General features: G+C 69.4%; 21 protein-coding genes. 4 read left to right on the top strand and 17 right to left on the bottom strand.

The features are described 5' to 3' along the window. Positions 1 to 158: 158 nt before the first annotated feature. The 3 genes from A4X17_RS02755 to A4X17_RS02750 all read right to left on the bottom strand — a co-directional run bounded on the left by A4X17_RS02755 (position 159) and on the right by A4X17_RS02750 (position 2899). Positions 159 to 1877, bottom strand: coding sequence for a bifunctional 3'-5' exonuclease/DNA polymerase (locus tag A4X17_RS02755; RefSeq protein ID WP_064294150.1), 1719 nt, complete (start codon positions 1875 to 1877; stop codon positions 159 to 161). A 175-nt stretch (positions 1878 to 2052) separates the two neighbouring features. Continuing rightward, positions 2053 to 2265 carry a hypothetical protein gene (locus tag A4X17_RS19100; protein ID WP_157583294.1) on the bottom strand — a complete coding sequence of 71 codons (213 nt, stop codon included), beginning with the start codon at positions 2263 to 2265 and terminating at the stop codon, positions 2053 to 2055. Further along, positions 2258 to 2899 carry a hypothetical protein gene (locus tag A4X17_RS02750; RefSeq protein ID WP_064294106.1) on the bottom strand — a complete coding sequence of 214 codons (642 nt, stop codon included), beginning with the start codon at positions 2897 to 2899 and terminating at the stop codon, positions 2258 to 2260. Before A4X17_RS02750 ends, A4X17_RS19100 begins: the two co-directional genes overlap by 8 nt. 162 nt (positions 2900 to 3061) lie before the next feature. Here A4X17_RS02750 and A4X17_RS02745 point away from each other — a divergent pair, with 162 nt between their 5' ends. Next, the gene (locus A4X17_RS02745; protein WP_064294105.1) at positions 3062 to 3376 is read left to right on the top strand and encodes a YbjQ family protein; all 315 of its coding nucleotides are present in this window, start codon (positions 3062 to 3064) and stop codon (positions 3374 to 3376) included. A gap of 119 nt (positions 3377 to 3495) precedes the next feature. Here A4X17_RS02745 and A4X17_RS02740 read toward each other — a convergent pair whose 3' ends face one another. From A4X17_RS02740 to A4X17_RS02725, 4 genes are all read right to left on the bottom strand, one after another. Beyond that, positions 3496 to 5217, bottom strand: a complete 1722-nt coding sequence (locus tag A4X17_RS02740) for an ABC transporter ATP-binding protein (RefSeq protein WP_064294104.1) — start codon at positions 5215 to 5217, stop codon at positions 3496 to 3498. Next, complete coding sequence (locus tag A4X17_RS02735; protein ID WP_082915873.1) at positions 5214 to 6338, bottom strand: ABC transporter permease; 1125 nt, start codon at positions 6336 to 6338, stop codon at positions 5214 to 5216. Before A4X17_RS02735 ends, A4X17_RS02740 begins: the two co-directional genes overlap by 4 nt. A 2-nt stretch (positions 6339 to 6340) precedes the next feature. Next, positions 6341 to 7414 (bottom strand): ABC transporter permease, encoded by a 1074-nt coding sequence (locus tag A4X17_RS02730; RefSeq protein WP_064294103.1) that lies wholly within the window; start codon positions 7412 to 7414, stop codon positions 6341 to 6343. Between the two features lie 124 nt (positions 7415 to 7538). After that, positions 7539 to 9170, bottom strand: a complete 1632-nt coding sequence (locus A4X17_RS02725) for an ABC transporter substrate-binding protein (RefSeq protein WP_064294102.1) — start codon at positions 9168 to 9170, stop codon at positions 7539 to 7541. Between the two features lie 305 nt (positions 9171 to 9475). Between A4X17_RS02725 and A4X17_RS02720 the strand changes: the two genes are divergently transcribed. The 3 genes from A4X17_RS02720 to A4X17_RS02710 are packed head-to-tail and all read left to right on the top strand — an operon-like array spanning position 9476 to position 11560. Then, positions 9476 to 10765, top strand: a complete 1290-nt coding sequence (locus A4X17_RS02720) for an aminotransferase class I/II-fold pyridoxal phosphate-dependent enzyme (RefSeq protein ID WP_082915872.1) — start codon at positions 9476 to 9478, stop codon at positions 10763 to 10765. After that, the gene (locus A4X17_RS02715) at positions 10762 to 11214 is read left to right on the top strand and encodes a RidA family protein (RefSeq protein ID WP_197479001.1); all 453 of its coding nucleotides are present in this window, start codon (positions 10762 to 10764) and stop codon (positions 11212 to 11214) included. The genes A4X17_RS02720 and A4X17_RS02715 overlap by 4 nt, the downstream gene beginning before the upstream one ends. Positions 11215 to 11254: 40 nt before the next feature. After that, positions 11255 to 11560: a hypothetical protein gene (locus A4X17_RS02710; protein ID WP_139205474.1), complete on the top strand. Its 306-nt coding sequence runs from the start codon at positions 11255 to 11257 to the stop codon at positions 11558 to 11560. 15 nt (positions 11561 to 11575) lie between these two features. On the opposite strand, the gene A4X17_RS02705 is transcribed toward A4X17_RS02710, so the two are convergent. The 10 genes from A4X17_RS02705 to A4X17_RS02660 all read right to left on the bottom strand — a co-directional run bounded on the left by A4X17_RS02705 (position 11576) and on the right by A4X17_RS02660 (position 22597). Continuing rightward, positions 11576 to 12595, bottom strand: a complete 1020-nt coding sequence (locus A4X17_RS02705; protein ID WP_064294100.1) for a D-2-hydroxyacid dehydrogenase — start codon at positions 12593 to 12595, stop codon at positions 11576 to 11578. 72 nt (positions 12596 to 12667) lie between these two features. Then, positions 12668 to 13552: a DUF4438 domain-containing protein gene (locus A4X17_RS02700; protein WP_064294099.1), complete on the bottom strand. Its 885-nt coding sequence runs from the start codon at positions 13550 to 13552 to the stop codon at positions 12668 to 12670. Beyond that, positions 13549 to 14457 (bottom strand): DUF4438 domain-containing protein, encoded by a 909-nt coding sequence (locus tag A4X17_RS02695; RefSeq protein ID WP_079003710.1) that lies wholly within the window; start codon positions 14455 to 14457, stop codon positions 13549 to 13551. Before A4X17_RS02695 ends, A4X17_RS02700 begins: the two co-directional genes overlap by 4 nt. Continuing rightward, positions 14454 to 15893, bottom strand: a complete 1440-nt coding sequence (locus tag A4X17_RS02690; RefSeq protein ID WP_064294098.1) for a metallopeptidase TldD-related protein — start codon at positions 15891 to 15893, stop codon at positions 14454 to 14456. The genes A4X17_RS02695 and A4X17_RS02690 overlap by 4 nt, the downstream gene beginning before the upstream one ends. After that, positions 15890 to 17416 carry a TldD/PmbA family protein gene (locus A4X17_RS02685; RefSeq protein WP_197479000.1) on the bottom strand — a complete coding sequence of 509 codons (1527 nt, stop codon included), beginning with the start codon at positions 17414 to 17416 and terminating at the stop codon, positions 15890 to 15892. Before A4X17_RS02685 ends, A4X17_RS02690 begins: the two co-directional genes overlap by 4 nt. Next, entirely contained in the window at positions 17413 to 18579 is a 1167-nt protein-coding gene (locus A4X17_RS02680; RefSeq protein ID WP_064294097.1) for a Gfo/Idh/MocA family protein, read from the bottom strand. Before A4X17_RS02680 ends, A4X17_RS02685 begins: the two co-directional genes overlap by 4 nt. 72 nt (positions 18580 to 18651) lie before the next feature. Beyond that, on the bottom strand, positions 18652 to 19587 hold the full coding sequence (locus A4X17_RS02675) for an ABC transporter permease (protein WP_071262055.1): 936 nt from the start codon (positions 19585 to 19587) through the stop codon (positions 18652 to 18654). A 3-nt stretch (positions 19588 to 19590) separates the two neighbouring features. Further along, the gene (locus A4X17_RS02670; protein WP_197478999.1) at positions 19591 to 20523 is read right to left on the bottom strand and encodes an ABC transporter permease; all 933 of its coding nucleotides are present in this window, start codon (positions 20521 to 20523) and stop codon (positions 19591 to 19593) included. After that, positions 20520 to 21587: an ABC transporter ATP-binding protein gene (locus A4X17_RS02665; protein WP_064294095.1), complete on the bottom strand. Its 1068-nt coding sequence runs from the start codon at positions 21585 to 21587 to the stop codon at positions 20520 to 20522. Before A4X17_RS02665 ends, A4X17_RS02670 begins: the two co-directional genes overlap by 4 nt. Beyond that, positions 21584 to 22597 carry an ABC transporter ATP-binding protein gene (locus A4X17_RS02660; protein ID WP_064294094.1) on the bottom strand — a complete coding sequence of 338 codons (1014 nt, stop codon included), beginning with the start codon at positions 22595 to 22597 and terminating at the stop codon, positions 21584 to 21586. The genes A4X17_RS02665 and A4X17_RS02660 overlap by 4 nt, the downstream gene beginning before the upstream one ends. Positions 22598 to 22660: the final 63 nt, after the last annotated feature.

The raw sequence follows: 22660 nt of genomic DNA, 5'->3' as shown, positions 1-22660 counted from the left end.
GGGCGGGTCTGGACGTGTTCGACGGTCATGGCGCATCCTTTCGAGGGCTGATGCACTCCATCCCACCGCCCGACCTGTTTCGCCAGCGTCAAGCTCGCGAACTGTCACCTCGGAACAGTGTGGGCCGCGCACACCCGCGTCACGTGACAGTTCGCGGGCTACTTGGCGTCGGCGTAGGAGGTGACGACGGCGGTGGTGACCGGGAACTCGACCGGCGCGGTACCGAAGATCAGGCGACCGGCCTCGGCCGCCGCCTCGCGCACGAGGGCGACGACCCGCTCGGTCTGGTGCTCGGGGCAGTGGACGACGATCTCGTCGTGGAGGAAGAAGACGAGGTGGGCCGACTCGGTGAGCGCGGCCGCCGGACCGACCGACTTCGCGGCGAGCGCCTGCAGCCGCGTCCGGAGGCCGGCCATCCAGCACAGCGCCCATTCGGCGGCGGTGCCCTGCACCACGAAGTTGCGGGTGAAGCGACCCCAGCTGCGCGCCTCCATGCGGGCGCGCTGGGTTGCGGCGGCGTTCGCCCCCTCCATCGATGCGGCCGACTGGATCTCCCGCCAGGTCTCGCCGGGCAGCGGTGAGGTGCGGCCGAGCCGGGTGCTGACCCGTTCCCCGCGCTCCCCGGCACGGGCGGCGGCCTCGACGAACTCGATCGCCCGCGGGAACGCCCTCGTGAGCCGGGGCAGGAGGCGCCCGCTCTCCCCCGTCGTCGCGCCGTACATGGCACCGAGCATCGCGATCTTCGCATGTGGTCGGGTGTCGACCGCGCCGACGTCGACCATGCCCTGGTAGAGGTCGACGCCGCGTCCGGCATCGGCCATCGCGCGGTCGCCGGACATCGCGGTGAGGATGCGTGGCTCGAGCTGGGCGGCGTCGGCGACGACGAAGCGCCACCCCTCGTCCGCGAGGACGGCACCGCGGACCTGGTGCGGCAGCTGGAGGGCACCGCCACCGTCGGACGCCCAACGGCCCGTGACGACCCCGCCGGGAACGTAGGTGGGACGGAAGCGTCCGTCCTTCACCCAGGTCTCGACCCACGTCCAACCGTTCGCGGTGAGGAGACGGGACAGCTTCTTGTACCGGAGCAGCGGCTCGATGACGGGGTGCTCGATCTCCTGCAGCTCCCACTGGCGAGTGGACGTCGCGTTGATGCCGGCACGCTGCAGGGCCTTGAGGAGCTCGCCCGGTGACTCGGGGCTGAGCTCCTGCACCCCGAGGGCGGCCTTGACCTCCCCGAGGACCGCGGCCAGCTTCGCCGGACGGACACCGGGCGGCACCTTGGGGCCGAGGGCGTCGGCGAGGATGCGGTCGTGGGCCTCGGCGTCCCACGGGAGACCGGCGAAGGTCATCTCCGTGGCGATGAGGGCACCGGCGGACTCGGCGGCGAGGAGGAGTCCGAGCTGCGAGCGTCCCTGCGGTGTCGCACCGTCGACGGCGTCACGCTGGAGCGTGAACTCGGCGACGGGATCGCGTTCGCCGCCCGGGAGGTCGAGGTCGAAGAGGGTCCCGACCGCCTCCGCACGCTGGGCGACGCGCGGGTCGAGGACCTCGTCCCACGGGCCCGCCGGAGCCGTCGCGAGGGCGGAGTCGGCGGTGAAGGCGGCATTGCGGAGGAGGTTGTGTGAGAGCCGGAGGTCGACGCAGCGGGCGACCCGGACACCCGCGGCGAGGAGCGCCGGGTACCAGAGCGTGGTGTCGTCCCAGACCCAGCGCGGCGGGTTCGGCTCGGCTTCGAGACGCCGGACGAAGGCCGCGAGGTCGGCCCGCGGCATGGTGGTCTCGGAGACCGGAGGTGGCTCGCCGGATGGAGTGGGGCGGTCCTCGAGGTGCACGACGCGCACGCGGGCGCCGTCGAGCTGCTGGAGGACGATGTGCACCACCCCAGTCTGCCGTCACCCGCCGACCTCGCCCGACGCGCGCACTCGCTAGAGACACGAGACCCGGACGGAATCACTCGTTCCATCCGGGTCTCGTACTCGTCAACGCAGCTACAGCGCACCGCTCCCGTCGGGCCAAACTACCTGGCTAGAGAAACCGCTGCGCCAGCGTGATTCAACTGGCGCGTCGCCGTTTGTTGATCCAGCCGATGAGCCACCAGGCGGTAGCGAGCAGCCCCACAAGGAAGATCGCGCTCGCTAGGTAGTCCAACGGCCGGGCGCCACGGGCGATCGCACCTAACAGCAGCGGAACGCCGCCGGCGAAACCGCCGGCGATGAGGGCGCGTCGCCTGCGCAAGGGTGGATGCAGGTTACGAGGGTCAGACACGTACACACCCTGCCGTCACACCGTTCAAGTAGATCTTCATCTCCTTCCCGTTCTGGCAGACGCCCCAGTTGGACAGGACAGCGAAAGCGATCGTGATGAGTCCGCCGACAACCAGACATGCTGCTTGTCCGACTCCAGGTATCGCGCAAATTGCGGCTCCGATCGCGAAGCCGCTTCCGCCGATGATGAGGTTCTGGTCGAGCGCGTTGAAGAGGACATACATGCCACCGCCATCGATGCCGCCGCCAATTCGCGTCGATGGAGGGTCGACGAACGTGAGATCAAGGCCGGCGCCGAGACTGAAGGTGGTCGTCACGGTACCGCCCAGGAGTTCCTCCTGGAAGGGGACCGCGGCGGCTTTCAGCTCGACGAAGGCCTGCCGTACATCAGCCTCAGAGATGGACGGCAAGGTTTCCGGCTTCACCGACTCCGCGGCCACGTTCTGAGCGCCTGCCTGGCTCGTTTGGTTCAGAACAGGCGCAGCTACGGCACCACCCCCGCCGCCGGCGACGACGGCCGTCGATACGACGAGTACAAGGACAGCACGAATCATCCACTTTGATTTCATTCTTTGCTCCATTTCGATACGAGAGGACTCCCTCTCGGTGAAATATATGCGCCTGAAACTCTTCATGCAAGAAGATTCCTGGTCAAAAACGAGAGCGCAGAAGTTCGGAGAAGCTGACCCGCGATTGCGTCGCGTGGCTCGTCGATCACTGCGCTTTCAGCGTCGACCGCAGTCGCTACCGGGACATCCCCCCTATGGGGGTGGGCGCTGCGGTGCCAGACTGCGAACATGCTGATCTCGACGATGAACGATGTCCCCGGCCGCCAGGTAACTGAGGTGCTGGGCGAGGTGACCGGCCTCACGGTCCGTGCACGCAACGCGGGCGTGCAACTCGGCGCCAACTTCAAGGCGCTGCTGGGCGGTGAGCTCTCCGGGCTCACGAAGCAGCTCGCTGAGAGCCGCGAGGAGGCGAAGCAGCGACTCATCGAGGCGGCCACCGCGCTCGGTGCCGACGCGGTGCTGGCGATGCGGTTCGACGCGGCCGAGGTCGGCCAGAACTACCAGGAGGTCGTCGCCTACGGCACCGCCGTCAAGCTCGGCTGAGCACGGGGCCTGAGCCACCCCGGTCCCTGGGCCATCCCGGTCCCGGTCCCTGAGCCTGTCGAAGGGCGCACTTCGACAAGCTCAGTGACCGGGTGGGTGGCTCACGGACCGAAGAAGGATCAGGCGCGGAGGCGCTTGAGCTCCTCGCGACGGACTGCCTGCTCGGCCGGGTCCGGCACCGGGAGTGACGCGAGGAGACGACGCGTGTAGACGTCGCTCGGCGCACCGAGCACCGCTGAGCCGGGCCCCTCCTCGACGATGTCGCCGCGGTACAGCACGAGGATGCGGTCGGCGAGGATGTCGACCACCGCGAGGTCGTGGCTGATGAACAGCGACGCGAATCCGAACTCACGCTGCAGCTCGGCGAAGAGTTCCAGCACGCGGGCCTGCACCGACACGTCGAGTGCCGAGGTCGGTTCGTCGGCGACCAGCAGCGCCGGTTCGAGCGCCAACGCCCGCGCGAGCGAAGCGCGCTGCCGTTGCCCACCGGAGAGCTCGTGCGGGAACCGGTCGCCGAACGCCTTCGGCAGCTGGACCGCCTCGAGGAGCTCGTCCACCCGACGCCGGGCCGCCCGTGCATCGCCGAAGCGCCCGTGCACGATGAGCGGCTCCGCCACGCACTCCGCGATCGTGAGCAGCGGGTTGAAGCTCGTCGCCGGGTCCTGGAACACGAACCCGATCTCGCGGCGCTTCGGAGCGAACTCGCGCTCCTTCACCCGGTTCATCTCCACACCGAGCACCGACAGGGAGCCGCCGGTCACCTTGGTGAGCCCGGCGATCGCGCGGCCGATCGTGGTCTTGCCCGACCCCGACTCCCCCACCAGGCCGAGGACCTCGCCCGCGTGGATCGTGAAGTCGACGCCCTTGACCGCCCGGAACCCGGCACGGCCGAAACGACCGGGGTACTCGATCTCGAGGCCCTTCGCGACCACCACCGGCTCACCGAGCTGCAGCTGCTTGCCGCGCTCGACCTCGGCCGGCGCGGAGCTCTTGCCGCGGCCGACGTGCGGCACCGACGACAGGAGCTTCTTGGTGTACTCGGCCTTCGGTGAGGAGAACAGCGCCTGGACGGGAGCCTCCTCGACGATGTCGCCCTGGTACATGACCACGACGCGGTCGGCCAGGTCGGCGACGACGCCCATGTTGTGCGTGATGAGGACGATGGCCGTGCCGAACTCGTCGCGGCACCGACGCAGGAGGTCGAGGATCTCCGCCTGCACCGTGACGTCGAGCGCGGTCGTCGGCTCGTCGGCCACGATCAGTCCGGGGTCGAGCACGAGTGCCATCGCGATGACGATGCGCTGCTTCTGGCCGCCGGAGAACTGATGCGGGAAGTAGTCGACCCGCTCCTCCGGCTCCGGGATGCCGACGCGACGCAGGATGTCGATGGCCTTGGCCCGTGCCTCGGCCTTCGTGTACGACCCGTGCGCGCGGAGACCTTCGGCGATCTGCCAGCCCACCTTGTAGACGGGGTTGAGGGCCGTCGACGGCTCCTGGAACACCATCGCCGCGTCGCTGCCGCGGATGGACCGCAGCTGCTCCGCCGACGCCGTGACGACGTCCTGCTCGGTCGAACCGTCGCGGGAGCGCAGGACGACCGCGCCGGAGGCCGTCGCCGTCTCCGGGAGCAGACCGAGGATGGTCTTGGCCGTGACCGTCTTGCCCGAACCGGACTCGCCGACGATCGCGACGATCTCGCGTGGTGCGACCGACAGCGAGATGTCGTTGATCGCCTTCACCGCGCCGGCATCGGTCGAGAACGAGACCCCGAGGTCGCGGATGCTGACGATGTCCTTGGTGCCGAGGTCGCGTGGACCGGTGGTCGGCGTCGACTGGCTCATGAGCGCTCGTCCTCTCGTCGGTTCTCCAGATCGCTGTCCGCCGCGGCGTCGCTCACGGCTCCCAGCGACTCGGCGTCCATCATCCCGGCGCCACCGGGGCTGTCGGGCGTGCCACCGGTGGTCGTGATGCTCGACGTCGCAGCGACCGATCCACTCGACGCGCCGACCCGACGACGGCTGCGCAGACGCGGGTCGGACAGGTCGTTGAGGCTCTCACCGACGAGCGTGATGCCGAGCACGACGAGGACGATCGCGAGGCCCGGGAACAGCGCGGTCCACCAGATCCCGCTCGTGACGTCCGAGACGGACCGGTTGAGGTCGTAGCCCCACTCGGCGGCCGCGGTCGGCTCGATGCCGAACCCGAGGAAGCCGAGCCCCGCGAGCGTGAGGATGGCCTCGGAGGCGTTGAGGGTGATGATGAGCGGCAGCGTCCGGGTCGCGTTCCGCAGCACGTGACGGAACATGATGCGGGAGCTGGACGCACCGATGACCTTCGCCGACTCGACGAACGCCTCGCTCTTGATGCGCACGACCTCGGAGCGGATCACCCGGAAGTACTGCGGGATGAAGACCACGGTGATCGAGATCGCGGCGGCGAGGATGCCGCCCCAGAGGCTGGACTGGCCGCGGCTGATGACGATCGACATGACGATCGCGAGCAGCAGCGACGGGAAGGCGTAGACCGCGTCGCACACGACCACGAGCACACGGTCGAGCCAGCCGCCGAAGTACCCTGCGACGAGCCCGAGCAGGACGCCGATGAAGATCGACAGGATGATCGCGGAGACGATCACGAAGAGCGCGGTCTGGGCACCCCAGAGCACCCGGGACAGGACGTCGTACCCGCCGACGGTCGTGCCGAGGAGGTTCGTCGCGTTCGGCGCCTGCTGCGTACCGAACGAACCGTCGTCGCCGCGCAGCTGGTTGTAGCGGTACGGCGCGACGAGCGGCGCAAGGATCGCGATGAGCACGAACACGCCCGTGACGACGAGGCCGATGACGAGCATCGCCCGCTGCAGCCCGACCGACTGGCGGAACTGCTTGACGACGGGCAGGCGGTCGCGCAGCGGACGCTTCGCCGGCGCGGTCTGAACGGCGGTGGTGGATGTCGGAGCACTCATGCTCAGTACCTCACCCTCGGGTCGATGATCGCCGCGATGATGTCGACGATGAAGTTGGTCAGGGCGACGATGACGGCCAGCAGCGCGACGATCCCCTGGACGGCGACGAAGTCACGCGCCTTGAGGTACTCGCTCAGCATGAAGCCGAGGCCCTTCCATTCGAACGTCGTCTCGGTGAGGACCGCGCCCGCGAGGAGGAGCGCGATCTGAAGGCCGATGACCGTGATGATCGGGATGAGCGCCGGACGGTAGGCGTGCTTCGTCACGAGCCGGAACTCACTGACGCCGCGCGACCGGGCCGCATCGACGTAGCCGGAACCGAGCGTGCCGATGACGTTGGTGCGGACCAGCCGCAGGAAGACGCCGGCCGTCAACAGGCCGAGGGCGATGGCCGGGAGCACCGCGTGGGCGAGGACGTCACTGATCGCCGTCGGATCGCCGAGGCGGATCGCGTCGATCAGGTAGATGCCGGACGGGCTCGAGATGGTCTGGAGCGTCAGCTCGGTGCCGGTGCTCGCTCGCCCGGCGACCGGGAGGATCCCGAGCCAGACGGAGAAGATGAGCTTGAGCAGCAGGCCGGCGAAGAACACCGGGGTGGCGTAGCTGAGGATCGCGAAGACGCGGAGACCCGCGTCCTGCCAGCGGTCACGGCGGGCGGCGGCGAGCATGCCGAGCGGGATGCCGACGATGAAGGCGACGATGAGCGCGTAGATCGCGAGTTCGAGGGTCGCGGAGCCGTACGTGAGGAGGACCTCGATGACCGGCCGGTTGTCGGAGATCGTCGTGCCGAAGTTGCCGACCGCGATCTGTCCGAGGAACTCGACGTACTGGATGAAGATGGGCCGGTCGTAGCCGGCGGCACTGATGCGTTCCGCGAGCTGATCGGCCGGGAGTCGGCCTCCGAGCGCTGCGGTGATCGGATCACCGGTCAGGCGCATCAGGAAGAAGACCATGGTGACGAGGATGAACACCGTCGGGATGATCAGCAGGAAGCGGATGACGAGGTACCGCCAGAGTCCGCCACCTCCGGAACGTCTGGCCGCCTTGGGGGGTGGGGTTGCGACAGCTGCCGTCATTGCAGTGGATCCTCCTCGATCACCGGCTCGGTAGAGCCCGGACAGACGATCGGGGCGGCTCTGTGGAGCCACCCCGATCGCGACGTCCGACTCACCATAGTCGGATATCAGTTGGTCAGGCTAGTCAGCCCTTGGTGATGGGCGCGTAGCGGAACTTGAACGACGCGTCGAGGACGGTTCCCTCGACGTCCTTGCCGACGACGGCCACCTGAGCGCCCTGGAGCAGCGGGATGGTCGACAGGTCGGCCGCCTCCGTGTCCTGGATCTGCTCGATGAGCTTCGTCCGTGCGTCGGCGTCCGTCGTCGAGCGCTGCTCGTTGATCAGGTCGTTGACAGCCGGGTTGTCGTAGTGGTTCGCGAGGAAGTTGTCCGTGGCGAAGAACGGCGACAGGTAGTTGTCGGCGTCGGAGTAGTCCGGGAACCAACCCAGCTGGTAGGCCGGGTAGACGTCCGTCGTGCGGTCCTTTGCGTACTGGACCCACTCGGTCTGCTGCAGGTTGACGGTGAACAGGCCGTCGGCCTCGAGCTGGTCCTTGATGAGCGCGTACTCGTCGCCGGAGCCGGAACCGTAGTGGTCACCGTTGTACTGGAGGTTGAGCGCGACCGGGACGGTCACGCCGGCAGCCTCGAGGGTCTCCTTCGCCTTGGCGGCGTCGGGGCCGCCGTCGCCGTCGCCGTAGAGACCCTTGAGGGACTCGGTGGCACCGGTCAGGCCGGCGGGCACGTAGGAGTAGAGCGGGGTGTAGGTGTCCTTGTAGACGTCCTTGGCGATCGCGGCGCGGTCGATCAGGTCGGCAGCGGCCTGGCGGACGGCGAGCGCCTTCGCCGGGTCGGCGTCGGCGGTGGTCGCACCGTAGGGCATCGTGTCGAAGTTGAAGACGAAGTAGCGGATCTCGCCACCGGGGCCGTCGACGACCTTGACGTTCTTGTCCTTCTTCAGGTCCTCGATGTCGGTCGCGGAGAGGCTGCGCGACGCGACGTCGATGTTGCCCTGCTTGACGTCGAGCTTCAGGTTGGACTCGTCGGTGTAGTACTTCACGTTGACGGTGTCGTTCTTCGCCGCGCCGAGGAGGCCCTGGTAGTCGGCGTACTTCTTGTACGAGATGAGCTCGTTGAACTTGTAGCTGTCGATCGTGTACTGGCCGGCGAACGCCTTGCCCTTGACGATGTCGGCGTCCGGGGTGATCTCGGTGGCGGAGAAGACGTCCTCGTCGACGATCGGGCCGACGGGGCTCGAGAGCACCTGCGGGAAGGTCTGGTCGTTCTCGGTCTTCAGCGTGAAGACGACGGTGAGGTCGTCGGGCGCGTCGGTCTTCTCGAGGTTGCCGAGGAGCGAGGACGGTCCGTTGTCGTCCGCGATGGCGAGTTGACGGTCGAAGCTGAACTTCACGTCGGACGAGGTGAGGTCGTTGCCGTTGGCCCACTTGAGGCCCTTCTTGAGCTTCACCGTGTACTCGGTCGGCGAGGTGAACTCGGCCGACTCGGCGATGTCGGGCTCGACGTCGGGGCTGTTGTACGGCGTGTTCAGGAGGAACGGGAAGACCTGGTTCATGACGGCGAAGGAGCCGTTGTCGTACGATCCGGCCGGGTCGAGCGTCGTGACCTTGTCGGTCGTGCCGATGACGATCGTGCCACTGGCGCCGCTGCTGGAGCCGCTCCCGCCGCCGGCGGCGCAGCCGGCGAGGGCGAGGGCGGTGATGGAGAGACCCGCGAGCGCGACGGCGCTCTTCCGGAATCCGCTACGTGGGGATGACATTGATGTCGACCTCGTTTTCTGTGTGTGAGAGACGGCACGGCTGTGTGCAGGTTCTTCGCACGTGCTTGTAGAGGATTACAGCACGCTCCGAACAAATCCCTCAAACCCAGAAGGCTTCCGGTGCTGATTCGTTACGAGCACGAAACGTGCGCATGCGGCAGCTGTCGCGCAAGGACCGCGCGTTTGGCCCGCACTCCGTGGAACTCGCCATCTCGCACCGATCATGGATCACCGGTTGTCGATAGTATACAGTCTACAGATGACAGGTCCGGATGAGGCGGACCTCAAGACTCTGAGGAGCTCGTATGTCTGTGCACCCGCCTGCGGCCACCACCGCCCAGCTGGGCGGCGACACGCCCGCCGCTCCCGAGTTGCGCCCGGCGCAGAGCGCTCGCGTGGCGCGGACGCACCTCACCTATCGGGAGGCGGCTCCCGGGCTCTCCGTCCGTGCAGCGGACCTGTCGCTCAGACTCGACGGCGGCGGTCACGGGCTCCTCGACACGACGCACTTCGACACCGTCCGCTTCCCACCACCGGCCTGGGCCGACCAGGCCATCCGCGAGGCCGTCGCCACCGGCGAATGGGCGTACACCCCGTACCGAGGCGACCCCGGCGTGCTCACCGACCTCGCCTCGGCGATCAGCGGCTTCCTCGGCAGCCCGGTGGGTCCCGGCAACCTCGCCCTGACCCCCGGGACGCAGGGCGCCCTGTTCACGACACTGTCCTCGATCGTCGACGAGGGCGACCTCGTCCTCCTCGCCGACCCGGACTACCTGTTCTGCGAGCGGATCCTCGCGTTCCTCGGAGCACGGGTCGAGCGCATCCCGCTCATCCTCGACGGCGAGCGCCCCGGCCTCGACCTCGACGTGGTCGAACGGTTCCTGCCCGAGCAGCCGAAGCTGCTCATGTTCTCGCACCCGAACAACCCGACCGGCGCCGTCTATCCCGCGGAGATGATCTCCCGCGTCGCCGAGCTCGCCGTCGCCGGCGGCTTCCGCGTGCTCGTCGACGAGCTGTACAGTCGCCTGCTCTACACGGACACCCCGTTCCCGCACCTCCGCTCCGAGCCCGGCATGGCCGACCGCACCATCACCCTGCTCGGCCCGTCGAAGACCGAGTCCATGAGCGGCTTCCGGATCGGCGTCGTGGTCGCCCCGGAGGACGTCATCGCGTCGGTCGAGCAGACGCTCGCGATGACCTCGCTCCGCGCCCCCGCCTACGCGCAGCGCATGCTCGCCCGGTGGCTCGTCGACGACGACGACTTCCTCCACGAACGCATCGCCGACCTGGAGGCGATCAAGCGCACCACCGTGGAGAGCCTGTCGCGGGTCCCCGGCCTACGCATGACGCCGCAGGACGGGACCGCATACCTGTTCCTCGACGTCTCGGCGTTCGGGGTGTCGGACGTCGAGGTCGCCGGAGCCCTCCAGCGCGAGGCGCAGGTCGTCGTCTCGCCCGGGTACCAGTTCGGCCCCTCCGGCAGCGGGCACTTCCGGATCTGCTACGCCCGCGACGAGACGGAGTGGGCTGCGGCGCTCGAGCGGATGGTCGTGTGCCTGACCGGCCTCGCGACCGCAGCCGGTATCGACGCGTGACCGACGGCGTGCCTCGCGACGCGAGGCTCCAGCCGGCCGGCGCATACTCCGTCGCACGCCTCGTCGGCGAGCTCGTCCACACCGCCGGCATGACCCCGCGGGTCGACGGCGCGCTCGTGGCGACCGGCCGGATCGGTCGCGAACTCGACGACGCCCAGGCGCTGTCCGCCACCCGGATCGCGACCGAGCGGGCGCTCGCTGCCGCTGCGAACGCGGTCCCCGAGGGTGCCTTCCTCACCGAAGTGGTCTCCCTGACCGTCTACCTCGCCGTGGCCGACGGCTTCGTCCGGCTGAGTGAGATCGCCGACGCGGCGAGCGCCGTGGTCGTCGAACGGTTCCCGGACGCCGAGCTCCCCGTCCGTGCTGCCCTCGGGGTCGCCGCGCTTCCCGGCGATGCACCCGTCGAGATCCAGCTCGTCGCGCGATGCACCGGCGGGCCGATCACCTGATCAGCGCCCAGCGGTCGACGCGTGTGGTCTGATGGTGGTCATGGCCGTCTCATTCAGCTTCACCGTCGGGGTCGACGAGCCCCATCACGTCACCGTGCGGGTCGCCGGGATCCGGAACCGGGTGACGATCGAGGTCGACGGGTGGCTGGCGGCCGACAGCGGGGGCAATCTGGGGCGCATCATGCCGAACGTCTTCGACGTCGAGGTCGGGGTGCAGGAACGACACATGGTGTCGATTCGGGTGATCATCCAGGAACCGATCGACGGTGGCGCACGCTACATCGACGTGTTCATCGACGGCCGCTTCGCCGCGCGGCACGACTGGCGGGCGATCCGCGAGCGGTGACCGTGGGTCGACGGGTCAGTAGCCCCGGTCGGCGTCGAAGCGGTTGAGCAGCGGCTCCCCCGCGCGGTACCGGGCGAGGTTCTCGATGAAGAGCGCGGTGAGCGTCGCGTTCTCGCTCTCCACCGTGGACGCGGAGTGCGGTGAGATGAGCACGTTGTCGAGGTCCCAGAGGGGCGAGTCGGCGGGCAGGGGCTCCTCACGGAACACGTCGAGGGCGGCACCGCCGAGTCGACCCGAGCGGAGGGCCTCGATGAGGGCGTCCTCGTCGATCACCTGACCGCGCGAGATGTTGACGACGGCGGCCCCCTCGGGGAGGAGCGCGATCCGGTCCGCACTGATGAGGTTCTCGGTCTCGGGGGTGAGCGCCGTGCAGAGCACCAGCACGTCCGTGGCCGGCAGCACCTCGTCGAGCCGGTCGACATCGCTCAGCTCGACGCCCTCCGGCAGCTCGTAGCTCCCGCCCACGCGACCCACCGCGGTCACGCGGGCACCGATCGCGTCGAAGGTCCGGACCACGTTCGAGCCCATCCCGCCGACGCCGACGACCGCGACGCGCATGCCGGCGAGCTGCCTCGTGGTGTACCGCTCAAACCGGTGCTCGCGCTGCTGACGCTGCAGGTACGGCAGGCCCTTCACGACGAAGAGCGCGCCGGTCAGGGCGAACTCGGCGAGCGGCACGGCGTGCACGCCACCGGCCGTCGTCGCGACGATGCCGCTCCGGTCGAGACCCGTGCGACGCATGAACGCGCCGATGCCCGCACTCGTGGCCTGGATCCACTTCAGGTTCGGCGCCCGCTGCGGCAGGGCCGCTGGATCCTGCCAGTCGAAGTCGAACGCGACCTCGGCCCGCGCGAGCATGTCCTCCCATCGCTGCTGCTCAGCGGCGGAGAGCCGGGGCGTCGGACCGTGGTGGTCGGCCACGTACTGCGGGACGCCGATGAGCGACGGGTCGTAGAGCACCTCGACGTCCGGGTGCGAGGCGCGGATCGCCTCGACGTGCTCGGCTTCGAGGTGGCTGGCGATGAGGATCTGCATGATGGTCCATCCTGCCGCGGGTGCGGCGATGCGTCGGTCGCGGCGCGGTGCGTCGCGCGTTCCTTCGGTCGGTCAGTCGGTCGGCCAGGGCGCGACCGCCGCGAGCCGCTCCGCCGTGAGCGCAGGCCGGACACCGCCTGCCTCCTCGCTGACGATCCGGGGCTGGAGGACCGATCGAGGACCGCAGGCGATCGGCACGAATCCGGGACCGTGACCGGGCATGGGCGAGCCGCCGTGGACGATGATCCCCACGGTGATCCAGTCGCGCCGGTACCCCATGTTGTGGCGGACGTCGAGGTGCTCGACCGCGAACAGGTCCCCGAGCCGCATGTCGACCCCGGCGAGTTCGGGCGATTCCGGCACCACGGCGAGGTCGACGTCCCACTGGTGCGCGGGTCGGCCGATACCGTTCCCGGCCACCTTGCCCGGCAGCACCCCGACCACGTCGAAGCCGGCGACACCGTCCTCGACGCGCAGTGGAAGCGCGTCGAGCAGGGCGGGGTCGATGTTCAGCAGGACGATCTCCTCGGGCAGGTCCTCGCGGCGCAGCCCCTGACCCATGGCGTGCACCGCGATCCGGTCCCCGGGCAGCAGGGCGGCCATCGTCTCGTCGTCGAAGGAGACGATGACCCGGCCCGCCTCGCCGCGCTTGCCGACGACGGACCCCGTCGCCCCCGTCGCCGCGCCGGACCGGACGGTCGCGCGGTTCCCGATGCAGGCGAAGGACGACAGTCCGAAGCGCGACCCGGCGTCCGGGTGCACGAGCGTGACCCCGGGTGCGACGTGGTCGGTGTCTGAGGCGAAGACCGAGTCTCCCAGGTGCACGCCGAGGACGACCCCGCCGTCGCCGATCGGCACGTAGGGGTGTCCGTCGCGGTCGATCCGGTAGGACACCATGGGGGTGAGGCCGGCGTGCTCGACGAAGCCGAGCAGGTTGTTGGCGATGATCGAGCTCATGCGGCCGTCTCCGTCGTGGTCGTGGTGGTGGTCGTCGCCCGGCCCATGCCGGCGAGCGCGGTGCCGAGGTTGGCGGCCCGGTCGTCGACGACCGTGAACGCCGACGCCGGTCCCGACAGCAGGGTGGACGGGCCGGGGCCGTGCCCGAAGAGGCGGCACTCCCCCGTGGAGATGACGCCGATGGTGATCCAACCGGGCCGGTAGCCGCGTCCGTAGGAGTGGTCCTGGTCCTCGAGCACGACGATGTCGCCGATGCGGAGCGACTCCAGGCCGAGCGACAGGTCCTCGCTGAGACCGGGGTAGGCACCCATCAGATCGGTGTTGGCGAACTCGGAGAGCATGCCGCCTCCTGCACCCGCCGCCTCGGCCGGGACGCGCATGGCGACGCCGACCTCGAGTGTGCCGTCGGCCGCCGTCGAGAACGGCAGGTGCGGCAGGAGCCGCGGGTCCAGGTTCTTCACCCGGACGTCCGGGTGGTCGAGGAGGCGCAGGCCCTGCCCGCGGGCCTCGACGCTCACGGCGTCGCCGGTCGTCACCTGGCGGAGCGCCCCGTCGGCGAAGTCGGCGAGGACGTAGGCGTGCTGGCCGATGACGACACCCTCGGCTCCTGCCGCCGCCCCCGAGCGCACGGTCACGACGTTGCCGACGCAGCTGAGGAACTGCAGTGCGGCGTTCGCCTCGGCACCCGCGTGCCGGATCGACAGCCCGGGTTCGAGATGGTCGCTCGCGTGCCCCGTGGCGGCCTCTCCGACGTGCGCACCCATCGTGACCCCGCCCATGCCGGGCAGGATGAAGGGGTGGCCGTCGGGGTCGACCCGGTAGCCGTGCCGGTCGGCCTGGGGTGGCCAGACCTCTCCGGTGAGAATCTGCGTGACCAGGCGGTCCTCGTTGGTCCTGAGGCTCATGCCGTCGCTCCCTTCGGGGCCGGGGCTGTGCCGAGGGCGAAGCCGCGGATGCGGAGTGGTGGCGCGGTCGCGGCACCGTTGAACACGTTCATGAGCGGCTGGCTCAGTGAGACCGATCCGACGCCGTCGACCCGCGCGAGACTGTCGAGCACGCTCACCGTGAAGCGCTGCGACTCGACCGGCCGCGTGATGCGACCGTTCTCGATGAGGAAGCACGCGTCGCGCGTGACCCCCGTGATCGTGGAGCGGACCGCATCGACGGTGCGCGTGTACCAGAAGCGCTGCAGGTACACCCCGCGCTCGACGCCCGCGATGAGGTCGAGCTCGGTCGTGTCGGCCGCGCGGAGGATGACGTTCATCGGGATGGCGTGCGGAGCCTCCTCGCGAGCGATGTGGAAGTTGCCGCTCGACGCGGTCCCGAGCGCGAAGGCGGTCTCCCGGTCGGTGACGACCTCCGCGACCCGTCCGCGGTCGAGGAACGGGACGTCGCGCTTCGTGGTGCCCTGGAAATCGAACGGGAACGGCAGTCCGAGGTCGGCCGTCGCGTCGTCGTGCACCGAGACGAGCGACGAGGCCGCCTGCTCCCCGGCGCGGGTCGCGGCCGTGCCGAATCCCGAGGCGAGGGCTCCGCCCGTGAACCCGAAGGCGCCGAAGAAGTCGAGGAACTCTCCGGCGGCGAGCGCCCCGAGCACGACGTCGTACTCGCCGGGGGCGAGCGGGGCGCGACCCCGGGTGGCGGACGCCTCCGAGAGCGTCCGCTCGACGGACTCCGCCGCCAGCAGGCGGTCCGACGACCGGGAGAGGTCCTTCCAGTGGGAGGAACCGTCGTCGATGCGGACGGTGAGGGAACCCTGCGCCTCGGTCGCCGCGGCGTACCGGGAGGTCCCGCGCTCGCGGTCGTGGAAGGCGACCTCCGTGACCGCCCGGCCGAACATGCCTGCGGCCACACCACCGGCGCGATCGGCCTCCGCCATCGCCCGGTCGGCGAGGGCGACGTGCTCGCCGACGTCCCAGGCCGCCGTGTCCTCGCCCCAGAGCAGGGCGCCGGACGCGGTGCGACCGGACACGACCGGCTCGTCGACAGGGCCCGGTTCGGCTCGCGGTGGCGCGGCGGGGAGCCCCTGTCTGGCCTGTTCGCGCGCGGCGGCGCTGGCGTTCGCGACCGCCCGGCCGAGCCCGGAGATCGAGCTGGCCGCGGCGAGCGACGCCCGCCCGTCGACCTCGGCGCGGACCATGATCTGCACCTCGTCGATGGCCTGACTCTGATGCACCCGGCGACCGGCGAAGCGGGTGAAGTCGCCGCGCCGCCCGGTGAGGAACGCCTCGATCCGGTCGGCCGGGGCGTCGCGGAGGGCTGCCTCGAGCGCCTCGGCGGCTCGCTCGCCGCCGACGACGGGCTCGAAGGCGGTCGTGGTCGTGCTGTCGGTGTCGCTCATCGGTCCACTCCGATCCGAAGGTTCCGCACGAGCGTCGGCGAGGCGCCGTGCCCGAGGAAGCCCCATTGCTTGGGTTCGCCCTTGCCGCAGGGCATGCCGAAGGCCTTGAACTCCTCCGGCCCGGCGACCGCCTCGACGGACTGCCAGAACTCGGGCGTCGTGCCGCCGTAGGAGAAGCCGCGGAGCAGACGGCCTCGGACGCCGTCCTTCACCTCGTACGCGACCTCGGTGCCGAACTGGAAGTTGTGTCGACGCTCGTCGATCGACCAGCTGCGGTTGTCGTCGATGTAGTAGCCGTCGCCGAGACGCTCCTGCAGTTCCTCTGTCGACCCGCTGCCGGGTTCGAGGAACACGTTCGTCGCGAAGCACACGGGTATGTACCCCCAGCCGTCGGAGCGGGCTGCGCCGATCGATGGCACCCCGATCCGGGCGGCCGAGTCGCGCGTCGAGAGGAAGTTGCGGATGATCCCCTCCGAGATGAGCGGCTGGCGCGACGCCGGGACACCCTCGTCGTCGAACGCGAAGGAGCCTCGGGTGCCGGGCACCGTCGGGTCGGAGGTGATGTTCACCGCCTCGGAGCCGTATCGGAGCGAGCCGACCGCGTCGGGCCCGATGAACGAGGTGCCCGCGTAGTTCGCCTCGTCACCGAGGATCCGGTCGAGTTCCAGGGCGTGACCCGTCGACTCGTGGATCTGGAGGGCCATCTGCGCCGGGCCGATGATGACGTCGGCCGTGCCCTGCGGCGCGAGTGGCGCCGTCAACAGCTCCACGGCCTCCCGCCCGATCCGATCGGCCTCCTCGACCATCCGGAGGCCTTCGACGTACTCCCACCCCGCCTGCGCGGTGTTGCCGTGGAAGGAGTTCGGGAAGGAACGCCGTTGCATCGTGCCGTGGCCGACCGCGTTCACGAGCGCCATCGCCCCGCTCTCGATGAGGTGCTGGTGCTGCATCGAGCCCTCCGTGTTGGCGAAGTGCCGGTGCTGTCGCTTGGCGTTCAGGCCGGCCTGGGCCATCACCACCTCGACGGGCGCGCTCGCGGCGCTCAGGATGTCGCCGAGCAGCGCCTGCCGGGTCGACGCCGACACCGCGAAGGGGTCGAGCACGACGTCGGTCGCGTACCGGCCGCTCACCGCCGGCATCGGCGGCAGTTCCGTGCGGTGCGCGTCGGAGACCCGATCGGCGTTGCGTGCATTGGCGAGCGCGCGATGAGCCGCGAGCGTGAGGTCGTCGGCGTCGTCGATCGGAACGGAGGCGAACCCCCAGCTGCCGTTGAAGAGCACACGCACGCCGACACCGAGGTTGTGCTCGATCCGCTCGTCGAGTCCGGACTCGAGCGTCGAGTACAGGCGCACCTCCTCGGCCTCGATGAGCCGGGCGTCGGCGTAGCTCACGCCCGGGACGTCGACCGCTGCGAGCACCCTGGTGAGCATCGTCGCCGCCGCCTGATCGTCGGCGAGTTCGCCCCAGGCGTGGGCCGCCGCGTCGACCGCTGCGAGCGGCGCGACCGTCTCGGCGTCCGTCACGCGCGGGCCGCCTCGGCGTCGTTCGCATCCGACGGGGCGAGCGCGAGCGGGAAGTCGCACCAGGCGCGGGTGCGGAACGACAGCTCGAACGCGTTGATCGTCTCCTGGACGAGCGCGCCCTGGTCGAAGTTGCCCTGGTTGAAGTCCTCACCGGAGAGGATCTCGGTGGCGAAGTCCTTGCAGAGGTTCGAGTAGAAGAGGAACGGCCAGGGCTCGGTGGATGCCCCACCCTCGGGGAAGAACTCCTGGGGGATCTCGAGCTCCTCGAATTCGACCTGGTCCTTCTTCGCGACCTTGATCGTCTGGCAGATACCCGCCTCCTCGACGAGGCGGACGATGATCGCGCCCTCCGAACCGTAGATGCGGGCCTCGATGCCGGGGAAGTTGCCGACGGTGACGTAGGACGACTGGATCGACGCCAGACGGCCCTGCTCGAACTCGGCGATCCACATGTCGCCGTCGTCGATGTTCATCCGCTGCATCGCGCCCGTGTCGCGGACCATCCGCTCCGGGACGAAGTTGCGCATCGTCCCGACGACGCTCGTCATCGGAGCATCGAGCCACCAGTGCATGATGTCGATGATCGGCGCGCCGTAGCCCTCGATGGAGGAGACGGCGATGACCTCGGGGTCCGCGTCCGGGTCCACCTGACGCAGCGGCGTCTTCGGATCGATCCACTGACTGTTCTGCTCGTAGCCGTTGAAAATGTAGGGCTCGCCGATGAACCCCTGGTCGATGAGGTGCTTCGCGTACTGGATGGCGGGGGCGAAGCGGAAGGTGAAGCCCAGCTTCGTCTTGACACCACGCTCGGCGGCGAGCGCCGCGGCGCGCCGGGTCTCGGTGTAGTCGCTGTTCACGGGCTTCTCGCAGAGGACGTGCTTGCCCGCCGCGATGGCCGCCATGGAGATCTCGAAGTGCATGGCGTTGCCGGTCGCGACGTCGATGACGTCGATGTCGGGGTCGTCGATCAGTTCGCGGTAGTCGGTCACGGCACGCTCGACGCCGAACTCCGCGGCCGCCGACGCGAGCGCCTCCTCGTCGATCTCGGCGAGCGCGACGACCTCGACACGCGGGTCGCGCTGCCAGCCGGGGATGTGGGAGCGGACGGCCCAGCGGCCGGCACCGACGACGGCGACTCGGAGCTTGCGATCGGACTCGGACATGGTGGTTCTCCTTCTGCGGGTGCCGGCATCGTGCGATGCGCGGACGGTGGTGGGATCGGTCGGAGGTTCAGGTCACGCGCGCTGCAGGCGGACGCGTGGGTCGATGACGGAGTAGAGGAGGTCGACGATGAAGTTGACGACCACGATGAAGAGGGCCGAGAAGAGCACGGTGCCGACGATCATCGGGGTGTCGAGGTTGGAGATCGCGTCGAAGGCGAGCCGGCCGATGCCGTTCAGTCCGAACACGGTCTCGACGATCACGACGCCTCCGAGGAAGTATCCGAAGTCGAGTCCGATCATCGTGACGAGCGGGATCGCGACGTGCCGGAAGCAGTGGCGCCAGAGGATGGTCCGCTCGGGCATGCCCTTCGCCCTGGCCATCCGGACGAACGGCGAGTCGAGCGTCTCGATCATGTTCGTCCGCGTCATGCGGGCGTACCAGGCACCGCCGCCCGACCCGAGCGTGAAGGTCGGGAGCACGAGGTACCAGATGATCGGGTCACCGAGCCCATTGAGCGGGAACAGTCCCCAACTGAACGCGAAGTAGTAGATGAGGAGCAGGCCGAGCCAGAACGACGGCGCCGACAGTCCGATCAGCGAGACGAAGGTCACCGTGCGGTCGACCCAACCACCGCGACGGTAGGCGGCGTAGATGCCGGCCGGGACACCGAGGATGATCTGCCAGACGAGCCCGCCGATCGCCACGAGGACCGTCGTCGGCAGAGCGGAGACGATCCGCTCGAACACACTCGTCTCCCGCAGGACGTACGAGGTGCCGAGATCGCCGCTCAGGAGCCGGCCGATGAACCCGAGGTACTGCTCCCACAGCGGGGCGTCGAGGCCGAGCTGTGCGCGGATGGATGCGATCGTCTCGGCACTCGCGTTCGGCCCGGCGAGGGTCGCCGCCGGGTCCGCGGGGACGGCGTAGACGAGGAGGAACGCGAGGCTGACCACCCCGAAGAGGACGAGGGCCATCTGGCCGAGTCGTCGTGCAAGCCACCAGAACACGGTCTACCTCGCCATCGGTGCAGCTGAGTCGAGCATCTCGGACAACCAGTCGCCGACGAGGTTGAACGCCATCACCGTCACGATCAGGCAGATGCCGGGGATGAAGAGCATCCAGGGGGCGATCTGGAAGTAGGTGCTCCCGTCGGAGATCATCTGCCCCCACGAGGCCTGTGGGATCGGGACGCCGATGCCGAGGAACGACAGGGCGCTCTCGATGAGGATCGAGGAGGCGACGCCGAGCGTGGCGTACACGATGATCGCCGGCAGCAGGTGCGGGATGATGTGCTTCCACATGATGCGGAGGTGCCCGACACCGAGCGTCCTGGTCGCAACGACGAACTCGCGGTGCTTCAGGGAGATCACCATGCCGCGGATGATGCGGGCGAGCGTCGTCCAGTAGATGAGGGCGATGACGATGATGACGTTCGTGGTGCTCCGGGTCGTGACCGCGATGAGGGCGGTGCAGAGCAGCAGGATCGGGAAGGAGATGACGACGTCGGTGATGCGCATGAGCACCGCCTCGACGATGCCGCCGAAGTAGCCGGCGATCACCCCGACCGTCACCCCGACGATGGTCGCGAGTCCGTTGGCCACGATCCCGATCACGAGGGACACCTGCGTGCCCGAGATGAGCCGCGAGAGCACGTCGCGACCGAGCGCATCGGTCCCCAGGAGGAACCCGGGCGTCCCGGGCGGGAGCGGCTGCCCCTGCGGCCCGAGTCCGATGTCGTTGTAGGTCTGCAACGGGTCGTGGGGCGTGATGAGCGGAGCCAGCACCGCGATGAGCGCGATGAGGAGCAGCACGATGAGCGACACGAACGCCGCGGGGTCGCGTCGGAGACTGCGCAGCACCTCGCGGGCGCGCATCGGTCGGTCATCGTCGGTCGCCGCCAGGTCGACACCCTGGCCGATGACGGGAGGCAGCGCTTCACTCATGCGTCGGCTCCGATCCGAGCGGGTTCCGGGACCAGGACGGGATCCGCGAAGTGGCACGCCGCGTCCTGCCCCGATGTCGTGGTCCGCAGCGGCGGGGCGACGGTCCGGCAGACCTCCTGGGCCATCGGACACCGCGGGTGGAAGCTGCACCCGCTCGGCGGGTTCGCGGCGCTCGGCGGTTCGCCCGTGAGACGGACGCGCGGCAGGCGGGTCGAGCGATCGCGGACGATCGGCTCCGGCACCGCCGACAGCAGGGCTCTCGTGTACGGATGCTGCGGGTTCTCGAAGATCTCGTCGCGCGTCCCGATCTCGACCAGACGTCCGAGGTACATGATGCCGACGTGGTCCGCCATGAATCGGAGGGTGGACAGATCGTGCGAGATGAAGAGGTACGCGAGACCGAGCTCCTCCTGCAGGTCCTTGAGCAGATTGAGCACTTGCGCCCGGACCGAGACGTCGAGCGCGGAGACGGCCTCGTCGCAGAGGATGAGGCGCGGATCGACGCAGAGCGCGCGAGCGATCGACACGCGTTGCCGCTGTCCGCCGGACAGCTCGCGCGGACGCCGATCGATGAAGCTCCGCGATAGGCCCACCTGGTCGAGGATGCCCTCGACCGCTCGCTTCGGGTCGGTCGGCTTGGTGGTCCGGAGCGAGATCGCCTCGAGCAGGGTCTCCCCCACCTTCATCCGCGGGTCGAGCGAGTCGTAGGGGTCTTGGAAGATCATCTGCATCGTGCGGCGGTACTCCGCGAGCCGACGTCCTCGCAGCGCTCCCACGTTCTCACCGTTCAGCCGCATGCTGCCGGCGGAGGCCTGGTTGATGCCCATGAGCGTCCTGGCGATGGTGCTCTTCCCGGAGCCCGACTCGCCGGCGATGCCGAGGGTCTCGCCGGCACGGAGCTGGAAACTGACGCCCTGCACGGCGGGGACGCGGGACGCCCGTCGACCGATACCACCGGAGCGGCGGAACGTGACCTCGAGGTCCCGCACCTCGAGCAGCGCCTCGCCGGCCCGCGAGCGGCTGCTGGGACCGTTGACGAGGTCCGAACCGTCGAGCCGGCTCATGCGGCCGACTCCTGCTCGACCACGAAGGCCTCCGGTGCGACGACGCCGCACGCGACCCGCTGCCCGACACCGCCGAGCGGCGCCTGGACGAGCGCCGGGTCGTTCGTCAGACACGCGTCGACGGCCGCTGGGCAACGCGGCGCGAACGCGCACCCGCTCGGCCGACGGCCGGCCGTCGGTGGCGCCCCGGAGATGGTGCGGAGCCGCGGCGGGATCGGCTCGGACAACTTGAGGATGGAGCCGAGCAGCGCGTGCGTGTACGGGTGCTGCGGGTCGCCGACGATCTGCTCGGCCGTGCCCTCCTCCACGATGCGCCCCGCGTACATGACGAGGATGCGGTCGCAGAAGCTGGAGATGACACCGAGGTCGTGGCTGATGAGGATGACGCCCGTATCCTGCTCGGAGACCATGTCGTCGAGCAGGTCGAGCACCTGGGCCTGCACAGTCACGTCGAGCGCCGTGGTCGGCTCGTCCGCGATCAGCAGCTTCGGTGAGCAGGCGGTCGCGATGGCGATGCAGACGCGCTGCCGCATCCCGCCGGAGAACGCCCCGGGGAAGTCGTTCATGCGCGCCTCCGCGTCGGGGATCCCGACCCGGCGCAGCAGGTCGACGGCGCGGGCGCGAGCGGCGACGCGGCCCATGCCCAGGTGCGTCTCGAGCGACTCCGTGATCTGCCGGCCGACCCGCATGAGCGGGTTGAGGCTCGACATCGGGTCCTGGAAGACCATCGCGACCTGCGAACCGCGCCACTGCTGCAGCGCCCGGTCGGAGTAGGCGAGGACGTCCTCCCCGCCGAACCGCACCGATCCGCCGGCGATCACACCGGGGTCCGACACGAGCCGCATCACGGCCTGCGACGTCAGGGACTTGCCGGAACCCGACTCCCCGACGATGCCGACGCGCTCACCCGCGGACACCTGGAATGAGACGCCGTCGACGGCGTGGAAGGGGTCCCCCGAGGAGGTCGGGAAGTCGACCACGAGGTTGGAGACGTCGAGCAGCGCACTCATGTCGCGTCCTTTCGGTGGGGGCGCCGCGGGTGGTCCGTCGAGGGACCACCCGCGGTTCGGGTT

It is taken from the genome of Plantibacter sp. H53 (assembly GCF_001650455.1).
GTDB lineage: Bacteria > Actinomycetota > Actinomycetes > Actinomycetales > Microbacteriaceae > Plantibacter > Plantibacter flavus_A.
The sequence above is the reverse complement of the archived record's forward strand: the minus strand, read 5'-3'. Positions and strand labels throughout refer to the sequence as shown.

Coding starts and splice junctions, on each gene's coding strand:
- A4X17_RS02710 (WP_139205474.1), top strand. CDS start 11,255: ATGGCCGTCTCATTCAGCTTCACCGTCGGGGTCGACGAGCCCCATCAC.
- A4X17_RS02720 (WP_082915872.1), top strand. CDS start 9,476: ATGTCTGTGCACCCGCCTGCGGCCACCACCGCCCAGCTGGGCGGCGAC.
- A4X17_RS02740 (WP_064294104.1), bottom strand. CDS start 5,217: ATGAGCCAGTCGACGCCGACCACCGGTCCACGCGACCTCGGCACCAAG.
- A4X17_RS02695 (WP_079003710.1), bottom strand. CDS start 14,457: ATGAGCCTCAGGACCAACGAGGACCGCCTGGTCACGCAGATTCTCACC.
- A4X17_RS02730 (WP_064294103.1), bottom strand. CDS start 7,414: ATGACGGCAGCTGTCGCAACCCCACCCCCCAAGGCGGCCAGACGTTCC.
- A4X17_RS02700 (WP_064294099.1), bottom strand. CDS start 13,552: ATGAGCTCGATCATCGCCAACAACCTGCTCGGCTTCGTCGAGCACGCC.
- A4X17_RS02745 (WP_064294105.1), top strand. CDS start 3,062: ATGCTGATCTCGACGATGAACGATGTCCCCGGCCGCCAGGTAACTGAG.
- A4X17_RS02680 (WP_064294097.1), bottom strand. CDS start 18,579: ATGTCCGAGTCCGATCGCAAGCTCCGAGTCGCCGTCGTCGGTGCCGGC.
- A4X17_RS02705 (WP_064294100.1), bottom strand. CDS start 12,595: ATGCAGATCCTCATCGCCAGCCACCTCGAAGCCGAGCACGTCGAGGCG.
- A4X17_RS02735 (WP_082915873.1), bottom strand. CDS start 6,338: ATGAGTGCTCCGACATCCACCACCGCCGTTCAGACCGCGCCGGCGAAG.
- A4X17_RS02670 (WP_197478999.1), bottom strand. CDS start 20,523: ATGAGTGAAGCGCTGCCTCCCGTCATCGGCCAGGGTGTCGACCTGGCG.
- A4X17_RS02660 (WP_064294094.1), bottom strand. CDS start 22,597: ATGAGTGCGCTGCTCGACGTCTCCAACCTCGTGGTCGACTTCCCGACC.
- A4X17_RS02665 (WP_064294095.1), bottom strand. CDS start 21,587: ATGAGCCGGCTCGACGGTTCGGACCTCGTCAACGGTCCCAGCAGCCGC.
- A4X17_RS02750 (WP_064294106.1), bottom strand. CDS start 2,899: ATGAAGAGTTTCAGGCGCATATATTTCACCGAGAGGGAGTCCTCTCGT.
- A4X17_RS02725 (WP_064294102.1), bottom strand. CDS start 9,170: ATGTCATCCCCACGTAGCGGATTCCGGAAGAGCGCCGTCGCGCTCGCG.
- A4X17_RS02690 (WP_064294098.1), bottom strand. CDS start 15,893: ATGAGCGACACCGACAGCACGACCACGACCGCCTTCGAGCCCGTCGTC.